Genomic DNA, 25,242 nt, shown 5'->3' on the forward strand with positions numbered 1-25,242 from the left:
AGGAGTTCCGGAGCATGTCCCTCGCGGTCTAGGGCTGTATCCTAATTAACAACGTCCAACAAACGGGGCGCAGTTCAGACCGGATCATGCGGGATTTTATTTATGAACGAACTTAGGAATGAATCCTAAGAACATGCTCTGGCAATTCAGGAACGTTTGCGCTTAAACACGAACAATGCTCCTGCTGCAACAACCAGAACGGCGACAACCACAACAACGCCGATCACGTTGGAACCGGTGTTGGCAACGTCGGCAGTGTTTGCCTTCTTGTGCGCGGCAGGCTTCGTGTTCTGCTTGTTGTCATCCTTCTTCGGTGCGTTCGGCGTGCTGTCCTTGATGGCCACAGTGAAGCGCACACGTGCACCTTGGTTGTAGAACACCACCACGGAACCGGTGCTGCCGGTTTCTCGACCATTGAGGAATGCGCTGCTCAACACGATGGAACCGTCATCGGCCACGGTGTAATCCGTGCCGGCGGTCAGCGACTGGTAGTCGTACTGCACGTCTTCCACGGTGTTGCCATTGGGGTTGATGGCAACGGTCAAACCGTTGGCATTGGCGGTCTTTTTATCGCTGTCATACTTGTCGTAGTCGAATGCGTCGCCATTCGTCAGCTCAGCATTCTTGATTTCGCCATCATTCAGCAGCCACACCTGAGTGCCATGGTACGGGTTTGCAGTACCGATTGCCAGACCGGCGTCGGTGACGGCAAACACGCGCAGGCCATGGTTGTTGTTGTCACCGAAACCGTTACGGCTGATGGTCTGGAAGTTCGTACCATCGGAGGAGACGATCAGGTCGAAGCCACGGGTCGCATCGTTGGAGTAATGCAGGTAGCTGAGCACGCCCACGAAGTCGGTGAAGTTCTCCAGATTCTCTTCGGTAAGCCACTTATCGAGCTCGTTGGTAATGAATTCCGGCAGATACTGCTTGTTCTTGTTGTACAGGTCGAGCAGGCGCTGCAGGGATGCGAGGAACTGGTAACGATCGTCGAGCGTGTAGGTTTCAGCGGCCTGCGGAGCGACACCGTCAGGGGAGACCACGTCGGTCTGCTTGGAGTTGAGGTCAGCGCCCATGTCTTCCAGCAGCTGCTGCATGGTGGCCACGTCAGCAACCACTTCGTCGGTCTTGCCGGCTTCTTCAACTGCCTGTGCAGCTTGATCGCTCTCAGATGCTTCGCCTTCGTTCAACGGCATGATGTCATCATCGCTCGGCTTGGTGGTTTCCTGAGATTCGGACTCGGAAGGCTTGGTTGCTTCCTGAGAGTCCGTGTCTGTAGTATTGGAAGTGCCGTTCTGATCATTTTTCTTCAGAGAGTCGAAGAAGATCTTGATGTATTCGATCTGCTTCCGCCACTCTTCCGGAGTGCGCTTCAGAATGTCGCCGTTGGCGAATTGGGTTGCCGGGTAGGCAAGATCACTGATGTCGAAGGTGCCGACGTACAGCTTGCCGTTGTAGGACTGCATACGCCACACATACTGGTTCAGGTGACGGCTCTGCTCGTCGCTGTCGCCCAAGCCGGACAGCATGGTATTGCCATCGATGGTGCCTTTGGAATCGCCGAAGTACTTGTTGTTGGCTTCGCCGGCGAGCATTTCGAAGTTTTCGTTGCCGTCTTCGTCAACGTCCATACGCCACAGGTTGACTGGGCTCTCCAGATCCTTGTACAGGTCGGAGAAGTCCATTTGCATGGCCTTCTGCAGAGCGTTCATCGGATCGTTGTAGCCGCCGATGTACAGGTGGCCCTTGTATACCACCATGTTGGCTGCGCCGGAACGACTCGCTCCGAAGCCCCACTCGTACTTGGCGCCGTCTGCCGGATCGCCGACCAGCGGCTTGAAGGTCCACTTGCCGGTGCTCGCATCCTGCGTGCCACGGAGCAAAGCGAAGGACTGCTTGGTGTTCTTGCCCTTGCCGGTCACCACGGTGACATACAAGTTACCCTTGAATCCGACCATATCCCACACGCAGCCACCGAATACGTTGTCAGTCACAGCGCATGCCGGATAGTTGTACAGGCCCTCGGTCTGGGTAGCGATAGTGGCGAAAGAATCCTGGCCTGCTGACGGGTTGGAAGAAGCCACGATAGTGGCACCGTTATCGGTGATCATGCTGGCGATAAGCTGATTGTTGACCACGGTCAAACCACGGATACCAGCAGTGTAGCCCTTCTTCAGACCAGTGGTCATGGCAGCGGAACGATACACGATTTCAGTGGCATCACCACTGTTCGGATCAACTTCCAGTAGGTACGGCTGACCCTTTGCGGCGGCAGCAAAGTACAGCTTGTCATGGAATTCAACGGCTGCACGATAGCCGTTGACCGCATGCTCTCCGCCAATCGCATTGACGATGATCTTCACTTCACCGGTCTTGACGTTGATCTTGAGCAGCAAGCTGTGGTTCTCGCCATTGTCGAGGAACAGCTCGCCGTTGAACGCAACATCCAAAGCGGCCTTGATGCTGGCATACTTGGTGCCCATGGTGTTAGCCATGTATTTCAGCGTGGAACCCATTGCGGAATAGCAGGTGCCCACGTACATCCAATCGCCATAACCGACCGAAGACCACGAATAGTTCTGACCACGCTCAGCCTCACCCTGCGTGAGGTCATCAGTGGATTCGCCGTTCAAGACGTTCACGATGCCGTCGTCTTCGCCCAGCCCTGCATTGGGGTGCGAAATCTTGGTAGCGGTATAGCCGGCACCAAGTGCGGCGGTATTCGAGGGCTCATCAGCATTGGCGCTGCCCGCTACCGGCAGCAACATGGCGCAAGTCGCAAGCGTTGCGATTGCAGCATTAATCACTTTATGGTAGTTGACCATATTTTCCTTAATAATCTCATATTCTCCGAAAAGATATCCCATCGTATGGCATATCCAATGAAAAAATACCAAAAAGGGTTGACCTAGGGTGCTATACGAAAAACATCGGGAACAAAATCCACCAAATAGTATTGCGTTAACTAGTATTTGCATGACTTTGAGGATTTGCGCATTGAGCGCAGCCCGAAATGCCGTCTTCCGATGATCTGGAAGTGTTGGTCGATTGCTTTATTGCAGAGACAGAGCGATGGGAAACTTGTGATGCCGCATGCATCTACTTGCTGCAGTGAAATGAAATACGGTCAACGGTAGATCGTCAGATGATGTCGAAATGCTTGAGAGCATTCCAAATGCCATTATGATCGACGTCATCGGTAATGTAATCGGCCACCGCCTTCGGCTCTTCGGTGGCGTTGCCCATCGCCACGCCGATGCCGGTAAAGCGCAGCATATCCACGTCATTGCCGCCATCGCCGAACGAAATCGTCTGCTCCTTCGACCAGCCATAATGGTCGAGAAAACGCTGAATGCCACGATCCTTACCTCCGTCGGCGGGAATCAAATCAACGAAATCAGGATGCCAGCGCACGCCACGTGTGTTCGGTAGCAGCGACAACAGCTCGGCTTCCTGGTCACGACTGATGTAGGGGCTCATCTGGAACGTCTCATGTTCCGCCGTGCGTACATGCGGATCGTCAAAGAATACGTCCGGTGCGGTCTTGCCCAAGCTTGCCCATGTGCGGCGCATCTGGTCGTTGCTGTGGTTGAAATACACGTAATCCTCTTCGCCGATGCAGGCGACGATGTCTTCATGCTCATCCAGCCAACGCACGATCGTGGCCACATCGGTTGCGTCAAGCGCATGCTTTTCCAAAAATCCGCTGCCGTCAACGCAGTATTGTCCGTTGAACCCGACAATGCCATCAAAATCAACGGGAATGGTATTGAGAACAACGCTCATCTGCGCAGGAGGGCGACCGGTGCAGATGAAAATCTTGACGCCATTGGATTGCAGCCCGTGCAATGCGTCAATGGTGGATTGCGGTACGACGTGCGTGGTGAAGCTCGTCAACGTTCCGTCGATATCGAAAAACGCCGCTTTAATGTCGATTGCGGTCATGGAAAACACCTTCCGAATATGCAATTTCGTAATTGCTCGCTTGTTTCAGTGTAGGGAGCGGACATGATTGCCGACACACCTGTGCATGCCACTATTGTGCATGATTCCATGCATTCCGGAGGATTGATGAAAATGCTGGAATCATTGCGATTGAACGCCCGCTATAACGAACTCCGATAAGGCAATTTTTAGGTTTCGGCGTCTCGCAGCGGAAGCGTCGCGTATGGTTGGACACGACGCGATGGCATGCAGTCCATCACAGACACGTTGGAAACCATGCAAAGCAATGAGGAAGAAGAAGAGAGGATTCATCATGGCAGAAGCAAATCAGCAGCCGGCAGGATTGCCGGAAGAACCGGTCCGCGTCAATCACACGGTACGTAACATCATCATCGCCGTCGTGGTGGTCGCACTGGTCGCGATCGGAGCGTTCTTTGGAGTTCGTGCGTTCAACGGATCCGACAAGACCGCAGAAAAGGGAACCGAGGCCAACCCGGTGAAGATCGGTGTGGTGGGCGCCACCGATCCGCAGTGGGTGGAATTCAAGAAGCAGGCCGAAAAGCAGAACCTGTACGTCGATATCGTTGATTTCCAGGATTACACTTCCGAGAATCCGGCCGTCGACTCCGGTGAGCTTGACCTCAACGAGTTCCAGCACCTACTGTATCTGGCCAACTACAATGTGCAGAACAACAAGGATCTGCAGCCGATCGGCGGCGTGACAATCTACCCGCTTGGTGTGTATTCCACCAAGTACAAGAGCGTCGACGAGATTCCTGAAGGCAGCACCATCCCAATTCCGAACGACGAGACCAACCAGGCCCGTGCCATCGGCGTGCTCAAGGCTGCAGGCTTGGTGACGATGAAGGGCGATTGGACGCCGTTCTCCACTCCGCAGGACATCGACGAATCCAAGTCCAAGGTCAAGGTCACCCCGCTGAAGGCCGAACAGGTCGCCAACTCCCTGAAGGACCCGCAGGTCGCGGCAGGCGTCATCAACAATGATTATGTCGCCGACGCTGGTTTGAAGGCCACCGACGCCATTTACCAGGATGACGCCGAATCCGAAGAAGCCCGTCCGTACATCAACATCTTTGCCACTCGCAAGGCCGACGTGAACAACGAGGTCTACAAGAAGGTCGTTAAGATCTTCCAGACCACGAGCGTGCTTGACAAGCTGCAGGAGAATTCCGGCGGCACTGCGGTTCTGGCCGACAAGTTCAGCACATCCGAACTTCAGGATTACCTGAAGACGATCGAACAGGAAGCCAAGGACGCCGAGTAAGTCCTTTTCGGAAAGCTCCCTCCAAGGAGGGGGCTTTCCTGTATGTGCGACCAACGTCAGGCGTGGTTGTATGGTCAAGGGTTGAAAAACCATTAATGAAAGCGGCAGTATGACAGAACACACACCGATCATCACATTCGACCATGTGGTCAAGGAGTTCCGGCAGCGTGGCAGCGGCACTGACGGCGGCAAACGCGGCACGACCGTTGCTCGCGCCGTCGACGATGTGAGCCTCACCATCAATGAAGGTGACATTTTCGGCATCATCGGCTATTCCGGAGCCGGCAAATCCACATTGGTGCGCCTGATAAATGCTTTGGAGAAGCCGACATCGGGTACGGTCACGGTACTTGGCACCGAAGTGTCGTCGCTCAGCGAATCCAAGCTTCGTCCGATTCGACAGAAAATCGGCATGATCTTCCAGCAGTTCAACCTATTCTCCACCAAAACAGTGGCGCAGAACATCGCCTATCCGTTGCAGCTCGACCATTGGCGCAAGGATTATCAGGACAAGCGCGTGGCGCAATTGCTTGACTTCGTAGGCTTAAGCGACCATGCGAACAAATATCCGTCGCAGCTTTCCGGCGGCCAGAAGCAGCGCGTCGGCATCGCCAGGGCATTGGCCACGAATCCTAAGATCCTGCTTGCCGATGAGGCGACCAGCGCTCTGGATCCGGAAACCACTACGGAAGTATTGTCGCTGCTTAAACGAGTCAATAAGGAAATGGGCATCACCATCGTGCTCATCACCCACCAGATGAACGTCGTGCAGCAGATCGCCAACCGTGTGGCGGTCATAAGCTCCGGCAAAGTAGTGGAATCCGGCAGCGTTTACGACGTGTTCGCGGCCCCGCGACAGCCGGTGACCAAACGATTCATCTCCACCGCCATCAGTGGTATTCCTGAAGAGTCGCGCATCAACACCATGCATGAGGAAAATCTCGGACACATCGTCACAGTGCTTATTCGACAGCATGACGTCGAAGAGCGTGAAGACGGTACCGTCATCGCGGCATCCGGGCAGAACATCTCACAACTTATCGCCAAACACGGCGTACGAAGCAGCCTCCTGTACGGCGGTATCGACACTGTCAACGGCGTGGCCATCGGAGCGATCACCTACGAATTCGGCGGAGACAATGTCGAATCGTTCCTGAACGAACTGGCGCAAAACAGCGATATCGTCGATTTCGGTACCGCGGCACAGCCGACACCATATGAACAGGCCCTTATCAAGGCCGGACAGGAGCAGGCATGACACAAATTGAAGGCGTAACCCTCGCAAGCCGTAGCGACTGGACGGTACTACGACCGCTCCTGTTTGAATCCATCGGGCAAACCTTGGAAATGGTGCTCGTCACCATGATCGTGGGCGGTATTCTCGGACTGGTCCTCGGCGTGGTACTCTACGGAACGCGTCCTGGCAACCTATTCGAAAACGCGGTCGTTTACCGCATCCTCGACGTGATCGTGAACATCATCCGACCGATACCGTTCATCATCTTCCTCGCAGCCATGCAACCGTTGACCATCAAAGTCATCGGCACCTCCATCGGCACGGCCGCCGCGATCTTCCCGATGATCATCATGTGCACCATGGCCACATCCAGGCTTGTCGAACAGAATCTGGTTCCCGTCGACTCCGGTGTGATCGAAGCGGCACGAGCCATGGGGGCCTCGAAATTCACCATCGTGCGTACCGTGCTTATTCCGGAGGCGCTCGCGCCGCTGATTCTTGCCTACGCGTTCCTGTTCATCGGCGTGCTCGACATGTCGGCCATGGCCGGATACATCGGCGGCGGCGGTCTTGGTAATTTCGCCATCGCCTACGGATACCAGAAATTCGACCAGACTGTGACTTGGACGGCGGTAATCATTATGATTGTACTTGTTCAGGTGGTGCAGGGCGTCGCCAATGCCATCGCGAAGCACCTGCTGAAACGCTGACAGCAACGGTGAAAGCCGCTTAATCTTAATGGAGAGAAGCAACCAAGGGGGATTCACGCAAGATGACTGAACATGTCGAAATCACGCCGGAACTCATCGAAATCCGCCATTACCTGCACTCACATCCGGAGCGCAGCTTCAAGGAATTCAAAACAAGCGCCTACATTGAGCAACTGCTCAGAGCGCACGACATCGAAATCCTGAACAATCCGCTCGAATCGGGTGTGGTCGGGCTGATCCGCGGAGAACAACCCGGACCGCGCATCGCATTGCGCGCCGACATCGACGGTCTTCCCATTCAGGAAGACACGGGATTGCCATTCTCCTCGGTCAACGATGGAGTCATGCACGGCTGCGGCCACGACCTGCACATGTCATATCTGCTGGGAGCGGCATTCTGGCTTGCCAAACACCGCAAACAAATCAAGGGATCCATCAAACTGCTGTTCCAGCCGTCCGAAGAAACAGGCACCGGCGCACGCGCCATGATCGACGCGGGACTGTTGGCCGATGTCTCCGCCATCATCGGCGCGCACAACAACCCCAACTATGCGCCCGGGCAGATTGCCATCGGCCCTGACCCCATGATGGCCGGATGCGTGAAATTCCATGTCACGCTCCACGCTACGGGCACGCATGCCGGTTACCCGCACAAGGGCACCGGTCCTATCGAAGCGCTCGCCACGATGATTCTCGCGTTGCAGACCATCGTGAGCCGTAATGTGTCGCCATTCCATCCATTGGTGCTTTCCATCACCGAACTGCATGGCGGTCATGTATGGAATGTGGTGCCGGCCAAGGCAAGTTTCCAAGGTACCGTGCGTTACTTCCACAAGTCAGACGGCATCATGGTCGGTGAACGCTTCAAGGAACAGGTCAACGCCATCGCAGCTGGCTACGGGATCACCGCCGACATCGACTGGGACGATTTCCAGGATCCGCTGGTCTCCGACGAGGGACTGTCGAAGATCGTGGCCGATGATGTGCGGGAATATGCGCAACTTGAGCCGATCCACCCGTCGATGGCGGGGGAGGACTTCTGCGAATACACCGAGGTTGCGTTGCCCGTGTTCGCCTTCATCGGCTCCAATGGTGAGGAAGGATGCCCCGACTGGCACAGCCCGAACTTCGTGGGATTGGACGAATCTTTGCAGGCGGGCGTGGAATTCTATACCAACGCAGCGTTTACCGTGTTGAACGAACTTGCGTAAGCTGGTCGATCTTCGGCCCAATTCTCCTGTGATCGAAGATAGCTGAAGATATATGCGATATGCACGATGATCATTCGGCACGCATGTGGTTTTTCTCGCCATATGCGTGCCGTTTGCATATCTGATACGCAAATCGCAATACACTAGTCAACTATGACAGACATTCGTTTCGCCCTCGCCCAAATCGACACTTGCGTGGGAGATCTCGACTCCAACGCAGACAAAGTCATGCGCTATGCGCATCTCGCTTCCAGCAACAGCGCACAAGTCGTGGTCTTTCCTGAAATGACGCTTACCGGATATCCGATTGAAGACCTCGCATTGCGGGCCACTTTCCGTAAATCCGCGTGGAACAAAGCCAGCTGGCTTGCCGCCGAACTGGCTGCCGATGGGCTTGGCGACCTGTTTGTGGTGGTCGGCACGGTCGGCACTGATCGCGAGACATCCAAGCCTCGCAATCGACTCGTCGTATTGCATGACGGCGTGGTTTGGGCCGGCTACGACAAGCACTTTCTGCCCAACTACGGTGTGTTCGACGAATTCCGCATTTTCAGTCCCGGCAACAAATCCATGGTGCTCGACGTGAACGGTGCACGCATCGGCGTGGCCATTTGCGAAGACATCTGGCAGGATGGCGGTCCCGTGGCGGAGCTCGCCAAGCAGAACATCGATCTGCTGCTCACCATGAACGGTTCGCCATATGAGGAAGGCAAAACCGACACCCGCATCGACCTTGCGGTACGCCGTGCGGCCGAAGTGAACGCGCCGATGATCTATCTCAACCAGGTAGGAGGCCAAGACGATCTGGTGTTTGACGGTGGCAGCTTCGTGGTCGATGCCGATGGCACGCTGCTGGAACGTTCGCCGATGTTCATGGAGGATCTGAGCTTCTTCGACCTCGACACCACTGCCGAACGCCAGAAAGCTGGATCTATCGCAGCCAAGCCCGATCCGGACGAAGAGGTGTACACCGCCTGCGTGCTTGGCTTGAAGGATTATATGGCCAAGAACCATTTCAAGGGCGTGTGCCTTGGCCTTTCCGGCGGCATCGACTCCGCATTGGTGGCGGCCATGGCCGCGGACGCCGTGGGAGGAGCTAACGTGTATGGCATTTCCATGCCGAGCATGTACTCGTCTGACGGTTCGAAGGATGATGCCGCCGATCTGGCGAAGAATATTGGAGCGCACTACGACATTCAGCCCATCGAACCGCTGTTCGTCTCCTTCCAGAAGCAGCTCGATCTTGAAGGTGTGGCCGCTGAGAACCTGCAGGCGCGTATTCGCGGCGTGATTGTCATGGCATATTCGAATTCCAAGGGGCTTCTGGCTGTCGCCACGGGCAACAAGTCGGAGCTTGCCTGCGGTTATTCCACGATTTACGGCGATGCGGTCGGCGGATACGCTCCGATCAAGGATCTGCTCAAGACCCGTGTGTGGGAGATCTCCCGCTGGCGCAACAAGGCTGCCGCCGAAGGCATGGGCATTGGCGGACTGCATATCGTGGGCAACGAGCAGGGGTCTGCGGGAACGCCGTTGCCGGACGGCGTGATGATTCCCGTCAATTCGATTGAAAAGGCTCCATCCGCCGAACTTCGCCCGGGGCAGAAAGACTCCGATTCGCTGCCGGAATATGAGCTGCTCGATCAGGTGTTGGCAATGTACATTGAACATGCGCATGGTCGCGAGGATCTTCTGGCCGACGGCTTCGATGAGACCACCGTCGACACGGTTATGCGATTGGTGGATCGCGCCGAGTGGAAGCGACGTCAGTACCCGCTTGGTCCGAAAGTGACGGCATTGGCGTTCGGTCGTGATCGCCGCTTGCCGATCACCAACGCGTTCCGCGAATAAAACAGCGACGAACTATTGTTTCGTTACACGCTTCGTAAGGAGTGATATGGAAAAGCAATGGTATTTCAATACGGTCACCGAACAGCCTGAACTGGGTATGATCTCACCGGCGAGCCATCGTATGGGACCATACAAAACCAGGGAAGACGCGCTCGATGCATGGAAGATCGTACAGGAACGCAACATCAAATGGGAAGAACAGGATCGCGAATGGAAACGCTGGTCTTCCAATGAAAAGTAGTTGATTCGATATATGAAATCGCGGTGTCCGGATTACGGCACCGCGATTTTTTATACTTCGCAAGTGTGACATATGTCACTTTTATTTCCTCGTAAACTCAGGTTCTATACAGGTTTATGCAGCTAGAATCGATAACTAGCGACGACGTAACGATGCGTCGCCAAACCAACACCCAGAAGGAGTGGAAATGGCAGCAGTTGATGCGACGGCAGTCTCCCCGGAAGAGCTTCAGGCTAAGGCTTGGGAAGGCTTCGCTGAGGGCAACTGGCAGAAGGACATTGATGTCCGTGACTTTATTCAGAAGAACTATACGCCTTATGAGGGCGATGAGTCTTTCCTGGCTGACGCCACCGAGAAGACCAAGCACCTGTGGCAGTACCTCGATGACAACTATCTGGCAGTAGAGCGCAAGCAGCGCGTCTACGACGTCGACACCCACACACCGGCTGGCATCGACGCATTCGGCGCCGGCTACATCGACTCTCCGGAAGTCGACAATGTGGTTGTCGGTCTGCAGACCGACGTTCCTTGCAAGCGCGCCATGATGCCGAATGGCGGTTGGCGTATGGTCGAGCAGGCCATCAAGGAAGCCGGCAAGGAGCCGGATCCGGAAATCAAGAAGATTTTCACCAAGTACCGCAAGACCCACAATGACGGCGTCTTCGGCGTGTACACCAAGCAGATCAAGGTTGCCCGCCACAACAAGATCCTCACCGGCCTGCCGGATGCCTACGGCCGTGGCCGCATCATCGGCGATTACCGTCGTGTGGCACTGTATGGTGTGAACACCCTGATCAAGTTCAAGCAGCGTGACAAGGACTCCGTGCCGTACCGCAACGACTTCACCGAGCCGGAGATCGAGCACTGGATTCGCTTCCGCGAGGAGCATGACGAGCAGATCAAGGCCCTGAAGCAGCTGATCAACCTCGGCAACGAATATGGTCTTGACCTGTCCCGTCCGGCACAGACCGCTCAGGAAGCAGTGCAGTGGACCTACATGGGCTACCTCGCTTCCGTCAAGAGCCAGGATGGCGCCGCAATGTCGTTCGGCCGCGTCTCCACCTTCTTCGACGTGTACTTCGAGCGTGACCTGAAGTCCGGTAAGATCACCGAGACCGACGCACAGGAGATCATCGACAACCTGGTCATGAAGTTGCGTATCGTGCGCTTCCTGCGTACCAAGGATTACGACGCGATCTTCTCCGGCGATCCGTACTGGGCGACTTGGTCCGACGCAGGCTTCGGCGATGATGGCCGTACGCTGGTCACCAAGACCTCCTTCCGTCTGCTCGACACCCTGACCCTCGAGCACCTTGGACCTGGCCCGGAGCCGAACATCACCATCTTCTGGGATCCGAAGCTGCCGGAAGCCTACAAGCGCTTCTGCGCCAAGATCTCCATCGACACCTCGGCAATCCAGTACGAGTCCGACAAGGAAATCCGCTCCCACTGGGGCGATGACGCCGCCATCGCATGCTGCGTCTCCCCGATGCGCGTGGGCAAGCAGATGCAGTTCTTCGCAGCCCGTGTGAACTCCGCCAAGGCCCTGCTGTACGCCATCAACGGCGGCCGCGACGAGATGACGGGCATGCAGGTCATCGACAAGGGTGTTATCGAGCCGGTTCAGCCGGAAGCCGACGGCTCCTTGGATTACGAGAAGGTCAAGGCCAACTATGAGAAGGCTCTCGAATGGCTGTCCGAGACCTACGTCATGGCTCTGAACATCATCCACTACATGCACGATAAGTATGCATATGAGTCCATCGAGATGGCTCTGCACGACAAGGAAGTGTACCGCACCCTCGGTTGCGGTATGTCCGGACTGTCCATCGCAGCCGACTCCCTGTCCGCATGCAAGTATGCCAAGGTCTACCCGATCTACAACAAGGACGCCAAGACCACGCCGGGTCATGAGAACGAGTACGTTGAAGGCGCCGATGACGATCTGATCGTCGGCTACCGCACCGAGGGTGAGTTCCCGCTGTACGGTAACGATGATGATCGCGCCGACGAGATCGCCAAGTGGGTCGTCTCCACCGTTATGGGTCAGGTCAAGCGCCTGCCGGTGTACCGCGGAGCGGTCCCGACCCAGTCCATCCTGACCATCACCTCCAACGTGGAATACGGCAAGGCCACCGGCGCCTTCCCGTCCGGCCACAAGAAGGGCACCCCGTATGCTCCGGGCGCAAACCCGGAGAACGGCATGGACTCCCATGGCATGCTGCCTTCCATGTTCTCCGTCGGCAAGATCGACTACAACGACGCTCTTGACGGCATCTCGCTGACCAACACCATTACCCCTGATGGCTTGGGCCGCGACGAGGATGAGCGCATCGGCAACCTCGTGGGCATTCTGGACGCCGGCAACGGCCACGGTCTGTACCACGCCAACATCAACGTGCTGCGCAAGGAACAGCTCGAGGATGCCGTCGAGCATCCGGAAAAGTACCCGCACCTGACCGTGCGCGTCTCCGGCTACGCGGTGAACTTCGTCAAGCTCACCAAGGAGCAGCAGCTCGACGTGATCTCCCGTACGTTCCACCAGGGCGCCGTCGTCGACTGAGACTAAACGGCACCGTGTGAAACGGTAGAGTGCAAGGGGCGGAGCGTGAAGGCTTCGCCCCTTGTTTTCCCTGTACAATATGGGGAAACCCATTGGAGAGATACAACGAAAGGACATCGATGTCTGAGAACGTACATTTTCGCTCCACAACCAGGCACATGCTCAGAGAATCGCAAAGCTACATCAACCAGACGCTTATGGGAGGATTGTCGGGCTTTGAATCACCGATCGGGTTGGATCGTCGCGATCGCATCAACGCGTTGAAAAGCGGTGATATCGGTTTTGTGCATTCTTGGGACATTAACACGTCCGTCGACGGTCCGGGGACACGTATGACTGTTTTCCTGAGCGGCTGCCCATTGCGCTGCCAGTACTGCCAGAATCCAGACACGTGGAAAATGCGTGATGGCAAACCCGTCTACTACGAAGCCATGGTCAAAAAGATCGAACGTTATGCCGACCTTTTCAAGGCGACGCATGGCGGCATCACCTTCTCAGGCGGCGAGTCCATGATGCAACCGGCATTCGTCTCCCGTGTGTTCCATGCGGCCAAGGAGATGGGTGTGCACACATGCCTCGACACTTCCGGATTCCTTGGCGCAAGCTATACCGACGACATGGTGGACGATATCGACCTGTGTCTGCTTGATGTCAAGTCCGGTGACGAGGAAACCTACAAGAAGGTTACCGGAGGCATTTTGCAGCCGACAATCGATTTCGGACAGCGACTGGCCAAGGCAGGCAAGAAGATCTGGGTGCGTTTCGTACTCGTGCCAGGGCTCACCTCGTCTGAGGAAAACGTTGAGAACGTGGCGAAGATCTGCGAATCGTTCGGCGACGCCGTGGAACATATCGACGTGCTCGGTTTTCACCAGCTGGGCCGTCCAAAATGGCATATGCTTGGCATTCCCTACCCGCTGGAAGATCAGAAAGGGCCGTCCGCGGCAATGAAACAGCGTGTAGTGGAACAATTCCAATCGCATGGTTTCACCGTCTACTAAACGGGAAGCCTTGCATATTCCAGCCAACGATCCCGGGCAAATCAGTCGTTTGAAAGTGCCTCAGCGATTGAAAAAAGGAATATTCGCGCAACTGTTGAACCAGCATTCGCCACGCGGAAAAATCTTCACATTCGACGCGTGGCGAAATGCTGTGAAATACCATGAAAACGGTGTCACGGCCGTAGTCTTGAATCATGGCGGACATCTATGCTTTTCCTCAGGGTGCACTCGACGAAGCGCGCACCACAGATAGGGGATCGTGCGCCTGCGCAGCCCCTCCTGAACAAATGTTGACCCGACCCTCCGGCGTGCCAGACAAGGTATGGGACGCCGTGCTTTCCGTAGAACGCATGCCTCGATTACCAAGCGTGTCGTATCGTGAGATTCCAGTGCCGTGCGCCATGGCGAGTTTCGGCATTGGAGTTGAGATGCAATGCGACGAGGCGCGTTCCACAGGCTGGATCATGGTGTTGTATTCGCACAAATACCGAAATGACTGGCATTCTCATTGGCGTTGCGTCGCTTTCGCCGCGTTGCCGTTGTCTGGAGGCGAAGGCGATTGTCTGACACCGTCCATGTATTGGGATGCGATGATGGACCGTGTCGGCTCGTACGATGTCGAACATGTTTCGGGAACCGTCACAGTCACGAAAAGCACGACGTTTGGCACTCAGTCCGACGCTCCCGAAACCGGGTGTGAGATTCGTGTGTCTTGGACGCCACTAGACTATGCCGATGGAGGCCTTGACGCGGGCGCCCAAGTGGGCGCGTGGGCTAGGTTCCTCCGGTCCATGACGCAATCCGAGGAGGATTATCCCGTTGACTGACGAGCCAAGGTTGCAGGCCGAGCCGCGTGAGGGCGTGCCCGATGTGATCGACACCCTACCGGCATTCCGCGAGTACTGCAGCGCATTGGCGTCTTCGCATGGGTCTTTGGCTGCGGATGCGGAGCGAGCATCCGGTTTCCGATACGGTCATGACGATTGGTTGGTGCAGTTCAAAAGGGACGGTGCCGGCATAGGTTTGCTTGACCCACAGGCATTGGCTGCCGAAGGTGTTAATTGGAACGATTTCAATGCTGCCGTAGGCGACGCGGTATGGATTCTGCATGATTCGTTGCAGGATTTGCCGGGATTCGCTGATTTGGGATTGCAGCCGAAACGTTTGTTTGATACGGAAATCGCCGCGCGGCTGCTGGGTCTCAAACGTTTCGGATTGGCCGCTGTCACCGAACATTATCTGGGATTGACGCTTGCGAAAGAGCATTCCGCAGCTGATTGGTCATATCGTCCATTGCCGCGTGACTGGCGTAATTATGCGGCGCTGGACGTTGAACTGCTGATCGAACTCGAATCGACCATGCGCGCCGAGTTGCAAAAGCAAGGCAAGATCGAATGGGCCGAGGAAGAATTCGATTACGCGCTGCGCGAAGGAACCGCGCCGCGCAAAGAGCATCCCATCCCATGGTTGCGCATCTCGCATATCACCGAGATCATGAAGGACCGCCAGGCTCTGGCCGTGGCAAAAGCCCTGTGGCTCAAACGAGACGAACTGGCTCGCGAATACGATATCGCACCCACATTGCTGCTTGCCGACAGCACCATCATTGAAGTGGCGGAGCGCAAACCGCACAATGCGGCGCAATTCAGAGCGGTTCGTTCCATCAACGAGCGTGTGCGCATCCAGGCCGGTGCCGAACAGGAGAAAATGTTCGAACGTTACGCGCCGATCCAACGTAAAATCAAGCCAAGCATGTGGAAGAGAATAATCCAACAGGCGCTTGATCTGCCGGAAAGCGAATGGCCGGTCATAGACAACAATCCTCAAAATCAGGAAGCACAGACCACGTCCGCTCCACGGGCGACGCGAGTCTGGAGGGAACGTTATCCGGAACGTCTCGCAACGCTTGACAAGGCACGCAAGATGGTGGCGCAGATAGCGGAAGACACGCGTACCCCTGCGGACGTCATCATCAAACCGCAGTATCTGCGCAACCTGTGTTGGACCGACGAACCGCAAAAACGTGACGTTGCGCAATTCCTCACCGACCAGGGCGCGAGGGCGTGGCAGGTCGCGCTGGTTGCAGAGTCCGTGAGTCGCGCTATCATGTAGAGGTTGCCTAACGGCAGAAATGTGAAGAACCGTATTTTTCAGGAGCGCAAGCGTGAAAATCAGCGTCAGGAATCTTGAGCCGACCAAGGTGAAGCTCACCATCACCGTTGATCCGGAAGAGTTCAACCCGTATCTCGACAATGCTCGCAAGGAAATCGCCAAGCAGGTGAACGTGCCTGGCTTCCGTAAGGGCCACGTGCCCGGCAAGATTATCGACCAGCGCATCGGTTTCGGTGCTGTTGCTGGCGAAGCCGTGAACAACGGCGTGCCGGAGCTGTACTCCAAGGCTCTCGAAGAAAAGGGCATCCACCCGATGGCCCAGCCGGACATCGACGTTCAGGAAGTGCCGGAATCCGCTAAGGACGAGACCAAGCTGAAGTTCGTGGCCACCGTTGAGCGCCGTCCGGACATCGAACTGCCGGCAATCGACGGTATGGAGATCGAGGTCGCCAAGGCTGAAATCACCGACGAAGACATCAACAACCGTCTGGAAGCCCTGCGTCAGCGTTTCGGCACCCTCGTGGGTGTGGACCGCCCGGCCGCCAAGGGCGACTACGCCAACATCGACCTGACCGCCGAAATCGACGGTGAAGTGGTCGACTCCCAGGAAGGCGTGAGCTACGAGCTCGGCTCCGAAACCATGCTCGACGGTCTGGATGAGGCCCTCGAAGGCCTGTCCTCCGGTGAAGAGACCACCTTCGAAGGCACGCTGGAAGCTGGCGAGCACGAGGGCGAAAAGGCCCAGGTCAAGGTCAAGGTCAACTCCGTCAAGGCTGAAGAGCTGCCGGAACTCGACGATGACTTCGCTTCCGAAGCTTCCGAGTTCGACACCCTCGACGAGCTGAAGGAAGACCTCAAGAAGGCCGCTTCCCAGGATGCCGAAGGCCGTCAGGCCACCGCAGCCCGCGACGCTTTCATCGCCAAGCTCGAAGAAGGTCTGGAGATTCCGGTGCCGAAGGGCGTCAAGGCTGAAATGGTTGAGCAGCAGCTCAAGGGTGTGACCGCTGATCCGGCCAAAGCCACCAAGGAGCAGAAGGCAGAAGCCGAAGAAACCGTTGAGAAGGAACTGCGCGACCAGATGGTGCTCGACGTGCTCGCCGAGAAGCTGGACGTCAAGGTCTCCCAGGCCGACGTGTTCAACTTCCTCGCTTCCATCGCCCAGCAGTACGGCATGGATCCGAACGCCTTCATCCAGGCCATCATGCGCAACGGCCAGCTCGGCTCCGCAGTGCAGGAAGTCGGCCGTTCCAAGGGCCTGCTTGCCGGCATGCGTGCCGTGACCTTCAGGTCCGAGGGTGAAACCTTGGACCTGAGCGCCTTCCTCGGCGAAGCCGCTGAAGATGAAGAAGCCGAGAGCGTTGAAGCTGCTTCCGCAGCCGCCGCTGTGGCTGACGAACTCGCTTCCGAAGAGTGAGCTTCTCTTAATGCCTGACTCGTTAGAGTCATCTTTCTAGGGCGCTGAGGGGTGGAATCCATACTGGATTCCACCCCTCAATTTATTTCGTATTCGGTTTCGGCATCCTTAAACAGGGCAAGACAGAGACTGCCGAAACATGAGTTACAGCAGGAATTTAATCTCAGCAAAAAACTCGCGAACCATGTTGTTGACAAGCATATCCTGAGGGGAACCGGCCGCAATGCCTTGGGCGTTGTCCAAACCATATTTGTCGGCAATCTGCAACGCGCGGAACATGTGGAAATTGTTGGTGATTACCCCTACGGAAGCATTATCGTCACTGATCAGCTTCTTGCTGTTGACAATGTTTTCCTCAGTGGTCTTCGAATCCGGCTCTTCAAGAATGCGCTGCTCGTCAATGCCATGTTCTTTAAGATAATCAGCCATGCCTTGGGCTTCGGGGAACGGCTCGTTCGGTCCCTTTCCACCGGAGACTATGCATGTGGTATTCGGGTTCGCGTCCAAATACTCAATAGCCTTGTCAAGACGGTAACGAAGCACAAGGCTTGGCCCGGACTTGCGCACCTGAGCTCCAAGCACCACCACATAATCGAGATTTGGTTCACCTTGCGCATGCATTTTGCTGACAATGCAACCTTCCACCGTGCCGAATGCGACCAGACCGACGCATGCGACTGCGATCGCCACACCTCTGACCAGTCTTGGCAGCATCGCCCACCATTGGAAGAGCACTCCGAATCCAAGCACGGCGAACAGCGCCGCGAATGCTAGCCAGACAATCCAGAATACTGTGCCGGAATGCGTGTTACGCACTGCGAAAGAGTAACAAACACATACCGCGGCGAGCACTATGCATAGCGCGCCCGCAATTCGTCTAACCAACGTTGCCATATGAACCTCTCATTCATTGCGCGTCGCACGCAATCCTGTCTCATCCTAAGCGCGTGACCCCAGACCCCCAAGCGTCACACGCCAATGCCAACAAATCCTGCGCATTCCTGCTATCGCAATACCATGTGCATTATGCCATCCAGGAACGGAGCTTTGGCATGGCTGCGGCTAGGATGGGGGAGCATGACTTCAGAAACAATTATGCTTCGGACGATGCGTCGCACGGATTTTCCTGCGCTTGAAGAACTTGTTCGACAAGCTTGGTATGCGGATGATGAGTCGGATGATAATGGGAACGTTCCGAACGATGAGCGCGGGCTGCGTAAGTATAAGCTGCGCAAGGCGATTCACTTGCGTAATATGCATCGACTCGCGGCCATCGACATGCATGATTTTCTTTCCCGCACCACCGAGGCTACGGTCGCTGAACGTGATGGTCGGGTGCTTGGCGTGGTATTGGGATCGTTGAGGTCCCGTGTCACCACAGCGCAGAGGATACGTCATGCTATTACGCGAAATTGCTTGGCGTTGCCCTTGTTGGCAAGTAAGGATGGCCGTCGAGGACTTGCCGATCAGATTGCGATTTTGCAGGTCGATGAAGTGTTGAAACGAGATGCCGGCAAAAGCTATCAGGCTGAGATAACGTTGTTTGTGGTTTCCCCGGAAGCGCGGGGCATGGGCGTCGGTCGTAAGCTGTTCAACCACATGCTTGACGTGTTTCGTGATGCTGGAATGAACGAGTATTTCCTCTTCACTGACACTACCTGTGATTACGGTTTTTATGATTACCGTGGTTTGACGCGTAAAGCGGAATGTACCATACGTAGGGATTCCTTTACTCAGGGCGGTTTGGAAGACGGTTCGCTTTCCTTCTTCCTGTACGAGGGGCGCTGCTGAACATTTTTGCCCATCACTGTGAAAGGCGAGACGGGACGGGAGATTATCCGCAAACGTGACGAACACCTGCTGCGGGCATTGGTAGAGGAGTGTTCGGTCGCGAAAACAGGAACTTAATTTCCGCGAAAAATTCGCGGAGCATATTGTTTGGCAGCATTTCGCGAGGTGAGTTGGCGGCAATGCCCTCAGCTCCGATTAGTCCGTTTTTATGCGCGATCTGCAATGCGCGGAACATGTGGAATTGGTCACGATGCCGATTGTGGCATTGGGCTTTGTAATCAGAGCACGACTATTCGAGATGTTTTTCCTGCGTGGTCTTCGACTTCATCTCTTTGATGATGCGGTTTTTCTTGATGCCGTACGATTCAAGGTAGTTGGTCATGCCCTGCGCTTCCGCGACCGGTTCATTCGGCCCTTTGCCACCGGAGACGATGTAAGTGGTGCCCGGATTTTCGTTCAGATGGTCGATTGCGGTGTCAAGACGATACCGCAGCACTTTGCTCGGACTTGATTTGCGCACCTGCGCTCCAAGCACCACCACATAGTCGAGATTAGGATCGGCGTGCTCGTCCATTCTGCTGATGATGCACCCCTCCACAGTGCCGAACGCCACAATGCCGATAAAGATCAGAGCAATAATGACATTCTGTACGAGACGGGGAACATTTGATCACCAGTCGGTCGCTGCAGATCGCGAGTAGGATGAGAATGATTGCGATGACCAGCCAGATCATCCAAAAGCTGGTGCCGGAATGAACTCTCCGCACGACGAACGCATAGAACGCCGACAATAGAGCCAATGCAATGCACAGAACGACTCCCAACCGTTGTCCCATCGTCTTCATGCCAACCTCTTAATGCGTGTTGCCTTTTTCTTAAGTCCACCACTCAATCCCTGTCTAAGAATAAATGCGATAACGGATAAGACCGTCATATTGTGGATGATGAGACGATTCCTTCGCGTTCCTTTCGGAATGTGAAGTCCTTGCTTTACATGGCATGAATCGCTCGTAATGACATCCGTCGTTCCTGCCCGGGCCGCGCAGGTCGAGGAACGGCCCACGGCGACCGCCGCGATCTCCAATTCACGGTGCGCGGCGTCAACCAAGGCAAGGATTCATCATGGCAGAGCCATCCTCTGAAACGATTACCCAAAAACCACGCATCCCGATGCTGAAGCATGCTCCGCAAACAACGGAGGAAACACGCAGATCCCTGAAATGGCGTGTCGTCGACATCGCCGTCGGAGCGGCCGTCGGCGTAATGTCCGGCGTGATGTTCTGGGTGTTCGATGGCATGTCCTATGGCTTGTTTCCTTTACTGACTCTGATACTTCCAGGCTCCGCGGCACTGCTGCACGCATTGTTCTATTTCCCCGCCACACTGGGCTTGTTGATCGTACGCAAACCGGGCGCGTCGGCCTACGTGCTGTTAGTCGCCTCGTTCGTGGAAGTGGTGCTCGGCACGAAATACAGTGTGAGTCTGGTAGTGATCGCGCTCGTGCAGGCGCTCGCCGCCGAAACGGTGTTCGCGGTGTTCCGCTACCGCCGTTGGACGCTTGGCGTCACATTGCTGTCATCCGTGGCGATCGGCATCGTATACAACTTCTACCTGTTGTTCTTCTACTACCAGGCGTTTTCGTTCTTCAGCCCGCGCGGCCTTATCGGCACGGCATGCGAGCTGCTGAGCGCGATCGTATTCGCCGGGTTCGGCTCGTGGATCCTCTACCGAGCCTTGGCCAAGTCGGGAGTCCTCACCCGCTTTGTCTCCGGACGATGACGCATGCTCGAGGGAATTTACTTTGATTGGTCGGCGTGCCGGAATGTGAACCAGGCGAGGATCTGTTGTTCGCTGACTGGCTTGAAATCCCATGCGTCGAGCCCCACGTTCACGCTGAGCGGATCGGTGCCGTCTGGAATGCCTTGATGCGTGTGGCCGTAGAGCAGCCAACCTTCGGTGGTAGGCGCCACATCGGCGAACTTGTTCCAGTTTTCCGGCCAGTTGCCGTGTTCTTCGGCCAATGCCGAGAGTCTGGGAAAGTGGCTCATGCCTATGGTCTGCCGTGTGGTTGCGGCCGTCGGCTTGCCGGTTCCGTCGAGGACGGGAAGTTCCATGTCGATTTCACGGTAGTCGTCGATGGTCTCGAACACGTTCTCGTATAGCGCGTCATTGGATCGGAGACGGAAGTTGCGGTCGTGGTTGCCGATGATCAGGTGCAGATGGCGGCAGTTGATGCGGCGCAGGCAGTCGAGCGTGTGCTCGACGGTGCAACGGTAGGAGAGATCGCCGAGAATCCATAGCTCGTCATCACGCCCGACGGTCTCGTTGATGTTGCCGATGATGGTGTTCTCATGGCGTGTGATGTCGCAGATTGCTTTGAATGACGTCTGATTGTCGCGCACATATTGTTTGATCCATGTGTGCGCGGCGGCACGCCCCTGCGTCTGCCAGACATCACGGTATTCGGCGCGGAGCCTGCCATTGTTCAGGAATCCGCGCAGTGCGGTGACCAGAGGGTGGCCGAAATGCGTGTCCGAAGTGAAATAGCGCATGTGGTTCCTTACGGTATGCGATTGCTGGATGCCTTTATCAATGATAGAGCGCAACATTACGCGAAAAGCCTTCCCCAAAATGCTTGTTGGCTTGTTTGTGGCACTGTTTGGCGATTATGGCGAGTATGAGCGTTGGAATTCCAACGCTCATACTTCGGATTTCAGCGTTCGGCTGCCACAAATAAGACAAGTAGCGAAAATCAAGTAGTGAAGACGGGCTGGGCCGGCTTGATTTATCCGGTAGATATCAGTGAATAATTACACGACGCGGCAAGATCGATTTACCAGGAAGCGCAATAGTCCGAGCGGTTTCCCGCCCATCAGTTTGGATGAGGAGAGTACGGCCCGCGATCATGCGGCGCATGTGGGGCTGTGAGGGGCTGAAGCATTGCGGGGCATGCATACTGATGGAGGCTAATCAGAGGAATTCCGTGAAAAAACAAAAACTGATGTTTCCGCAGCTGATACACCGCGTATGTTTTGTCGTATCCTTTAACGAATATCTGGGGCGCCAATCAGGTGCATGTTCATCAGATGGGTTCGAAAGTGAGCGAGAAGCCTCGGTCTTTGCCAATGGCTTGCGATGAGGATTATTACGGATAAAGTTCGTCCCTGTTTGACGCTCTAGACGGTAATTAGCTTGTAAGCTAATATATCGGTATGGGAACAATACATGAGCTTAACGAAAAGCGCAATCGATTAGGTTTCTCACAGAAAAGCGTGGCGGAATCCATGGGCGTGACCGCTCCTGTGCTGTCTCGCGCGCGGTGAGGGGGAATCCGACACAGGCTTTTACCCGGCGTTATCAGGATGCGCTTGACGCGATTTCGCGGGACACCACGCCTCAGCAGATAGCGGAGATTGCTCGTCCTATCGCGCTGCGGCATCATGTCAATGAACTGTACCTGTTCGGTTCCATGGCTCGAGGGGAGGGACATGCGGATTCGGATATCGATTTCATCTATCAGTTTGACGACACCGCCAATCCAATGATTGATGAGTGGGCTTTGCGTGATGATCTTGCATCGACTTTTGGTCGGGAGATCGACTTGGTGAAAAAACGATACATTACCATTGAACTGCAGGACAGACTGGCTGAAATGCAGCGTGTGATATTCGTCAATTCCATAACCTCCAATCCGATGTTCCGCATTATCTGAGGTGTGTCATATTTATCATTTCCTTCGATACTGGGCTTTCTCATGACAATGAGATTCGGGGAGCTGACAAATATTGGTCAGGTGGCTGTGTCTAATGCCACCGTTTAGGATGGCATAATCCCCAGAAATAGTCATCATTCGACTCAGCTTGCTTTATAAGCATGGATGAATATGTGGAATTCTTTTTTATTCCATCGATTAAATCCATGAGAACAATAAGAGATTTCCAGACGGAGCGGTCTTCATAAGCATATGAGCCATAGCGCTCAGCTGTGGCATCAAGGACTGGGGGAGGAAGGACAATCTCCCTGTTCCAAAGACGGCAATGGTGCGAGCAAATGTTGCGTAGATACACCATGCTGTGAATGATTTGCGCAGCACGTTGACGATTTTTCCCTAGAGAAAGCGACTGATTGAGTTCGTCAACAGCTGTTGTGTTGGTATGCAATGAAATCATTTTTGAGAGAGTGTCAAAGGGCATCGCCTCGACCGCCGCCCATATGGGAATAGGCTCGTTGTTATTCCGATAATGGCGAATGCATACTTCGCTGGAACGTTCAAGCCATTTGTGAATGTTCTCAATTAGAGCTTCTCTGGCTTCGGTGCCGTCAGGATATTTGATTGTTTTATATGAACTGAGATCAGTGTAGGAGTAGGCACCTTCATTTTGGGCAAGGTAGTAAGCAAAATGGGCCCGAAGCGTTTGTTCTAAGGATGATGTTCCACGAAGGATGAGTAGACGTAGCTGTTCATCCATCAAATAAGGAATCATGAAATCCTTAATGTGCGTTCCATTTCGAAAGCGATTATTGCCATGGGAAGGATCAATCTGAAAGGCTCGGAAGTAGCCGGACAATCTGTAATAGTTGCAATCAAGGAGGACGGTGCTGAATTCGGAGAATCCGGTGATATCCAAGCCGCGTTCTTCGACTAAAAGCGTCATCATTTCCTGTATTGTTTTTGGCTGCTTCGTCATGGCGTATCCTTGTGCGACTTGATAAAAAAAGAGCCCCCGGATTTGAGCATTGTTAAGAGGCTTGGAGGCTACTGTTATTAGTTACGATAGCATAGTTGGTTCGCTTGGTCGATTCGAGCGTGTCTCAAGGAATGCTCTACCGTTGTTACAGAGAAGAAGAGACCCACCGCGTTTCAGGACGTAAACGTAGCCTTGGATAGGACTGTACATTCTTTGGCGATTTGAACATGCCGCATATCATCCATCGAACGAATGAAGGAGCAGATACCATGGGCATTAAACACAGTGCGTCTTATCAGAGTGAGGAGAACATGGCCAAGAACTCGAGTGGTCGATTGGCCGATGTGCTCGTGCGCAATCTAAATGGTGAGTTCGATGAGACCGGTATGGAACTCCGCCCGGAATTCAGAAAAGCTAAGTCCTCGGAAGACGACGAAGTCACGATTCATGCGATTGAGATAGATGACTGAAAAAACCGATGGGTTGGAGATATTAAAAAGGAGAAGGCGACGCATCGGCTCTTCCTAGGTGTCGCCCGAAGGCTTCCACCGCAATTAAATTGTTAACCTAGCATGAAAACGAATGCCGCACGTCGATAGGACGGTTTTTCAATTCTCTTTTTGCAATTCGCCAGAACATGCGATGCCGTTATCGCACAGATGCTGCATAAGTTCATCCAGTGTTTTCGTTGCACCTCTATCCGTCGAAGTCATAAGAGCTAATTGTAACTTGAAGCATGCCGTAACAGTGTGGCATCTGCTGGCTCATGGTGTTGGAGGAATCTTTTCATTACAGCCATGTTTTCGGACACTACCCGATCATGACGGGATTATGACGGGATTCGGATTTTGATGACGCGATTATGACGCGATTGCGACGCGATTCGGATTACAATGACGCGATTGCAGCTTGCGTATTCCCCGATTCAATATCTCGTTGTGCGTTTTACTGCCAAGGAGTTTCATGGGAGCATCGTTGGTTTCCTTGGCGATTGAACATGCCGTACGAATGACGAAGTATGTGATCAAGATCTGAGTGCGCGCATTTGTGCGTGCAAATACGTGCAAATGCGTGCAAATGCGCGAGTGGCCTTGATTGATTCGTTGATTTGAACGCAGAATCTATCTGCTGGAAGTCCCTCGCGCTCGCGAAGAAAACATGGCTTATGGTAAATGCGCATTGTTCGCATATCA

General features: G+C 54.8%; 22 protein-coding genes. 15 read left to right on the top strand and 7 right to left on the bottom strand.

Features of this window, described 5'->3' with window-relative positions; translation table 11 throughout:
- Positions 1 to 146: 146 nt before the first annotated feature.
- Together WMO36_RS01495 and WMO36_RS01500 are read right to left on the bottom strand one after the other, a co-directional pair.
- Positions 147 to 2,825: a X2-like carbohydrate binding domain-containing protein gene (locus WMO36_RS01495; protein ID WP_349076542.1), complete on the bottom strand. Its 2,679-nt coding sequence runs from the start codon at positions 2,823 to 2,825 to the stop codon at positions 147 to 149.
- Positions 2,826 to 3,141: 316 nt separating this feature from the next.
- Positions 3,142 to 3,945, bottom strand: a complete 804-nt coding sequence (locus tag WMO36_RS01500) for a Cof-type HAD-IIB family hydrolase (RefSeq protein ID WP_302147360.1) — start codon at positions 3,943 to 3,945, stop codon at positions 3,142 to 3,144.
- 313 nt (positions 3,946 to 4,258) lie between these two features.
- Between WMO36_RS01500 and WMO36_RS01505 the strand changes: the two genes are divergently transcribed.
- The 8 genes from WMO36_RS01505 to pflA all read left to right on the top strand — a co-directional run bounded on the left by WMO36_RS01505 (position 4,259) and on the right by pflA (position 14,044).
- The gene (locus tag WMO36_RS01505) at positions 4,259 to 5,230 is read left to right on the top strand and encodes a MetQ/NlpA family ABC transporter substrate-binding protein (protein ID WP_349076544.1); all 972 of its coding nucleotides are present in this window, start codon (positions 4,259 to 4,261) and stop codon (positions 5,228 to 5,230) included.
- Positions 5,231 to 5,339: 109 nt separating this feature from the next.
- A complete protein-coding gene (locus WMO36_RS01510) occupies positions 5,340 to 6,488 on the top strand; it encodes a methionine ABC transporter ATP-binding protein (protein WP_055063479.1) in 1,149 nt (382 codons plus the stop codon).
- On the top strand, positions 6,485 to 7,177 hold the full coding sequence (locus tag WMO36_RS01515) for a methionine ABC transporter permease (protein WP_055063478.1): 693 nt from the start codon (positions 6,485 to 6,487) through the stop codon (positions 7,175 to 7,177). The genes WMO36_RS01510 and WMO36_RS01515 overlap by 4 nt, the downstream gene beginning before the upstream one ends.
- A gap of 62 nt (positions 7,178 to 7,239) precedes the next feature.
- Positions 7,240 to 8,388, top strand: coding sequence for a M20 metallopeptidase family protein (locus WMO36_RS01520; RefSeq protein ID WP_144164968.1), 1,149 nt, complete (start codon positions 7,240 to 7,242; stop codon positions 8,386 to 8,388).
- Between the two features lie 153 nt (positions 8,389 to 8,541).
- On the top strand, positions 8,542 to 10,239 hold the full coding sequence (locus WMO36_RS01525; RefSeq protein ID WP_065439833.1) for an NAD+ synthase: 1,698 nt from the start codon (positions 8,542 to 8,544) through the stop codon (positions 10,237 to 10,239).
- 46 nt (positions 10,240 to 10,285) lie between these two features.
- Complete coding sequence (locus tag WMO36_RS01530; protein WP_304304715.1) at positions 10,286 to 10,480, top strand: hypothetical protein; 195 nt, start codon at positions 10,286 to 10,288, stop codon at positions 10,478 to 10,480.
- A 187-nt stretch (positions 10,481 to 10,667) separates the two neighbouring features.
- Positions 10,668 to 13,043: a formate C-acetyltransferase gene (gene pflB, locus WMO36_RS01535; RefSeq protein ID WP_099571243.1), complete on the top strand. Its 2,376-nt coding sequence runs from the start codon at positions 10,668 to 10,670 to the stop codon at positions 13,041 to 13,043.
- A 119-nt stretch (positions 13,044 to 13,162) separates the two neighbouring features.
- Entirely contained in the window at positions 13,163 to 14,044 is an 882-nt protein-coding gene (gene pflA / locus WMO36_RS01540) for a pyruvate formate-lyase-activating protein (RefSeq protein ID WP_302165206.1), read from the top strand.
- Here pflA and WMO36_RS01545 read toward each other — a convergent pair.
- Complete coding sequence (locus WMO36_RS01545) at positions 14,031 to 14,249, bottom strand: hypothetical protein (RefSeq protein WP_349076549.1); 219 nt, start codon at positions 14,247 to 14,249, stop codon at positions 14,031 to 14,033. The genes pflA and WMO36_RS01545 overlap by 14 nt on opposite strands.
- Here WMO36_RS01545 and WMO36_RS01550 point away from each other — a divergent pair.
- From WMO36_RS01550 to tig, 3 genes are read left to right on the top strand one after another with little or no spacing between them, the layout of a single operon-like run.
- Positions 14,239 to 14,871, top strand: a complete 633-nt coding sequence (locus WMO36_RS01550) for a DUF3000 family protein (RefSeq protein WP_250778440.1) — start codon at positions 14,239 to 14,241, stop codon at positions 14,869 to 14,871. The genes WMO36_RS01545 and WMO36_RS01550 overlap by 11 nt on opposite strands.
- Entirely contained in the window at positions 14,864 to 16,156 is a 1,293-nt protein-coding gene (locus WMO36_RS01555; protein WP_186291087.1) for an HRDC domain-containing protein, read from the top strand. Before WMO36_RS01550 ends, WMO36_RS01555 begins: the two co-directional genes overlap by 8 nt.
- Positions 16,157 to 16,208: 52 nt before the next feature.
- The gene (gene tig, locus WMO36_RS01560) at positions 16,209 to 17,570 is read left to right on the top strand and encodes a trigger factor (RefSeq protein ID WP_349076552.1); all 1,362 of its coding nucleotides are present in this window, start codon (positions 16,209 to 16,211) and stop codon (positions 17,568 to 17,570) included.
- 144 nt (positions 17,571 to 17,714) lie between these two features.
- On the opposite strand, the gene WMO36_RS01565 is transcribed toward tig, so the two are convergent.
- A complete protein-coding gene (locus WMO36_RS01565) occupies positions 17,715 to 18,386 on the bottom strand; it encodes a YdcF family protein (protein WP_459166561.1) in 672 nt (223 codons plus the stop codon).
- Positions 18,387 to 18,647: 261 nt separating this feature from the next.
- Between WMO36_RS01565 and WMO36_RS01570 the strand changes: the two genes are divergently transcribed.
- Entirely contained in the window at positions 18,648 to 19,361 is a 714-nt protein-coding gene (locus WMO36_RS01570) for a GNAT family N-acetyltransferase (RefSeq protein ID WP_099571236.1), read from the top strand.
- A 289-nt stretch (positions 19,362 to 19,650) separates the two neighbouring features.
- Here WMO36_RS01570 and WMO36_RS01575 read toward each other — a convergent pair whose 3' ends face one another.
- The gene (locus tag WMO36_RS01575) at positions 19,651 to 19,974 is read right to left on the bottom strand and encodes a YdcF family protein (protein ID WP_250778452.1); all 324 of its coding nucleotides are present in this window, start codon (positions 19,972 to 19,974) and stop codon (positions 19,651 to 19,653) included.
- A gap of 509 nt (positions 19,975 to 20,483) precedes the next feature.
- On the opposite strand from WMO36_RS01575, the gene WMO36_RS01580 reads away from it, so the two are divergent.
- Entirely contained in the window at positions 20,484 to 21,140 is a 657-nt protein-coding gene (locus WMO36_RS01580; RefSeq protein ID WP_229029478.1) for an ECF transporter S component, read from the top strand.
- A 17-nt stretch (positions 21,141 to 21,157) separates the two neighbouring features.
- Here WMO36_RS01580 and WMO36_RS01585 read toward each other — a convergent pair whose 3' ends face one another.
- Positions 21,158 to 21,913, bottom strand: a complete 756-nt coding sequence (locus WMO36_RS01585; RefSeq protein ID WP_250778458.1) for a metallophosphoesterase — start codon at positions 21,911 to 21,913, stop codon at positions 21,158 to 21,160.
- 767 nt (positions 21,914 to 22,680) lie between these two features.
- Between WMO36_RS01585 and WMO36_RS01590 the strand changes: the two genes are divergently transcribed.
- The gene (locus WMO36_RS01590; protein ID WP_250778459.1) at positions 22,681 to 23,073 is read left to right on the top strand and encodes a nucleotidyltransferase family protein; all 393 of its coding nucleotides are present in this window, start codon (positions 22,681 to 22,683) and stop codon (positions 23,071 to 23,073) included.
- A 91-nt stretch (positions 23,074 to 23,164) separates the two neighbouring features.
- Here the strand turns inward: WMO36_RS01590 and WMO36_RS01595 are convergent, their stop codons facing one another.
- Positions 23,165 to 24,049, bottom strand: coding sequence for an Abi family protein (locus WMO36_RS01595; RefSeq protein WP_349076555.1), 885 nt, complete (start codon positions 24,047 to 24,049; stop codon positions 23,165 to 23,167).
- 269 nt (positions 24,050 to 24,318) lie between these two features.
- Here WMO36_RS01595 and WMO36_RS01600 point away from each other — a divergent pair, with 269 nt between their 5' ends.
- A complete protein-coding gene (locus tag WMO36_RS01600) occupies positions 24,319 to 24,519 on the top strand; it encodes a hypothetical protein (protein WP_080788621.1) in 201 nt (66 codons plus the stop codon).
- Positions 24,520 to 25,242 lie beyond the last annotated feature (723 nt).

Origin of the sequence: Bifidobacterium hominis, from assembly GCF_040095915.1 — a bacterium.
GTDB lineage: Bacteria > Actinomycetota > Actinomycetes > Actinomycetales > Bifidobacteriaceae > Bifidobacterium > Bifidobacterium hominis.

Bases quoted from the DNA above. Each gene is read 5' to 3' on its own strand.
- WMO36_RS01580 (WP_229029478.1), top strand. From the start codon at position 20,484: ATGGCAGAGCCATCCTCTGAAACGATTACCCAAAAACCACGCATCCCG.
- WMO36_RS01530 (WP_304304715.1), top strand. From the start codon at position 10,286: ATGGAAAAGCAATGGTATTTCAATACGGTCACCGAACAGCCTGAACTG.
- WMO36_RS01600 (WP_080788621.1), top strand. From the start codon at position 24,319: ATGGGCATTAAACACAGTGCGTCTTATCAGAGTGAGGAGAACATGGCC.
- WMO36_RS01570 (WP_099571236.1), top strand. From the start codon at position 18,648: ATGACTTCAGAAACAATTATGCTTCGGACGATGCGTCGCACGGATTTT.
- WMO36_RS01505 (WP_349076544.1), top strand. From the start codon at position 4,259: ATGGCAGAAGCAAATCAGCAGCCGGCAGGATTGCCGGAAGAACCGGTC.
- WMO36_RS01520 (WP_144164968.1), top strand. From the start codon at position 7,240: ATGACTGAACATGTCGAAATCACGCCGGAACTCATCGAAATCCGCCAT.
- WMO36_RS01515 (WP_055063478.1), top strand. From the start codon at position 6,485: ATGACACAAATTGAAGGCGTAACCCTCGCAAGCCGTAGCGACTGGACG.
- WMO36_RS01510 (WP_055063479.1), top strand. From the start codon at position 5,340: ATGACAGAACACACACCGATCATCACATTCGACCATGTGGTCAAGGAG.
- WMO36_RS01495 (WP_349076542.1), bottom strand. From the start codon at position 2,825: ATGGTCAACTACCATAAAGTGATTAATGCTGCAATCGCAACGCTTGCG.
- WMO36_RS01545 (WP_349076549.1), bottom strand. From the start codon at position 14,249: ATGTCCGCCATGATTCAAGACTACGGCCGTGACACCGTTTTCATGGTA.
- WMO36_RS01595 (WP_349076555.1), bottom strand. From the start codon at position 24,049: ATGACGAAGCAGCCAAAAACAATACAGGAAATGATGACGCTTTTAGTC.
- pflB (WP_099571243.1), top strand. From the start codon at position 10,668: ATGGCAGCAGTTGATGCGACGGCAGTCTCCCCGGAAGAGCTTCAGGCT.
- WMO36_RS01500 (WP_302147360.1), bottom strand. From the start codon at position 3,945: ATGACCGCAATCGACATTAAAGCGGCGTTTTTCGATATCGACGGAACG.
- WMO36_RS01585 (WP_250778458.1), bottom strand. From the start codon at position 21,913: ATGCGCTATTTCACTTCGGACACGCATTTCGGCCACCCTCTGGTCACC.
- WMO36_RS01525 (WP_065439833.1), top strand. From the start codon at position 8,542: ATGACAGACATTCGTTTCGCCCTCGCCCAAATCGACACTTGCGTGGGA.
- WMO36_RS01550 (WP_250778440.1), top strand. From the start codon at position 14,239: ATGGCGGACATCTATGCTTTTCCTCAGGGTGCACTCGACGAAGCGCGC.
- pflA (WP_302165206.1), top strand. From the start codon at position 13,163: ATGTCTGAGAACGTACATTTTCGCTCCACAACCAGGCACATGCTCAGA.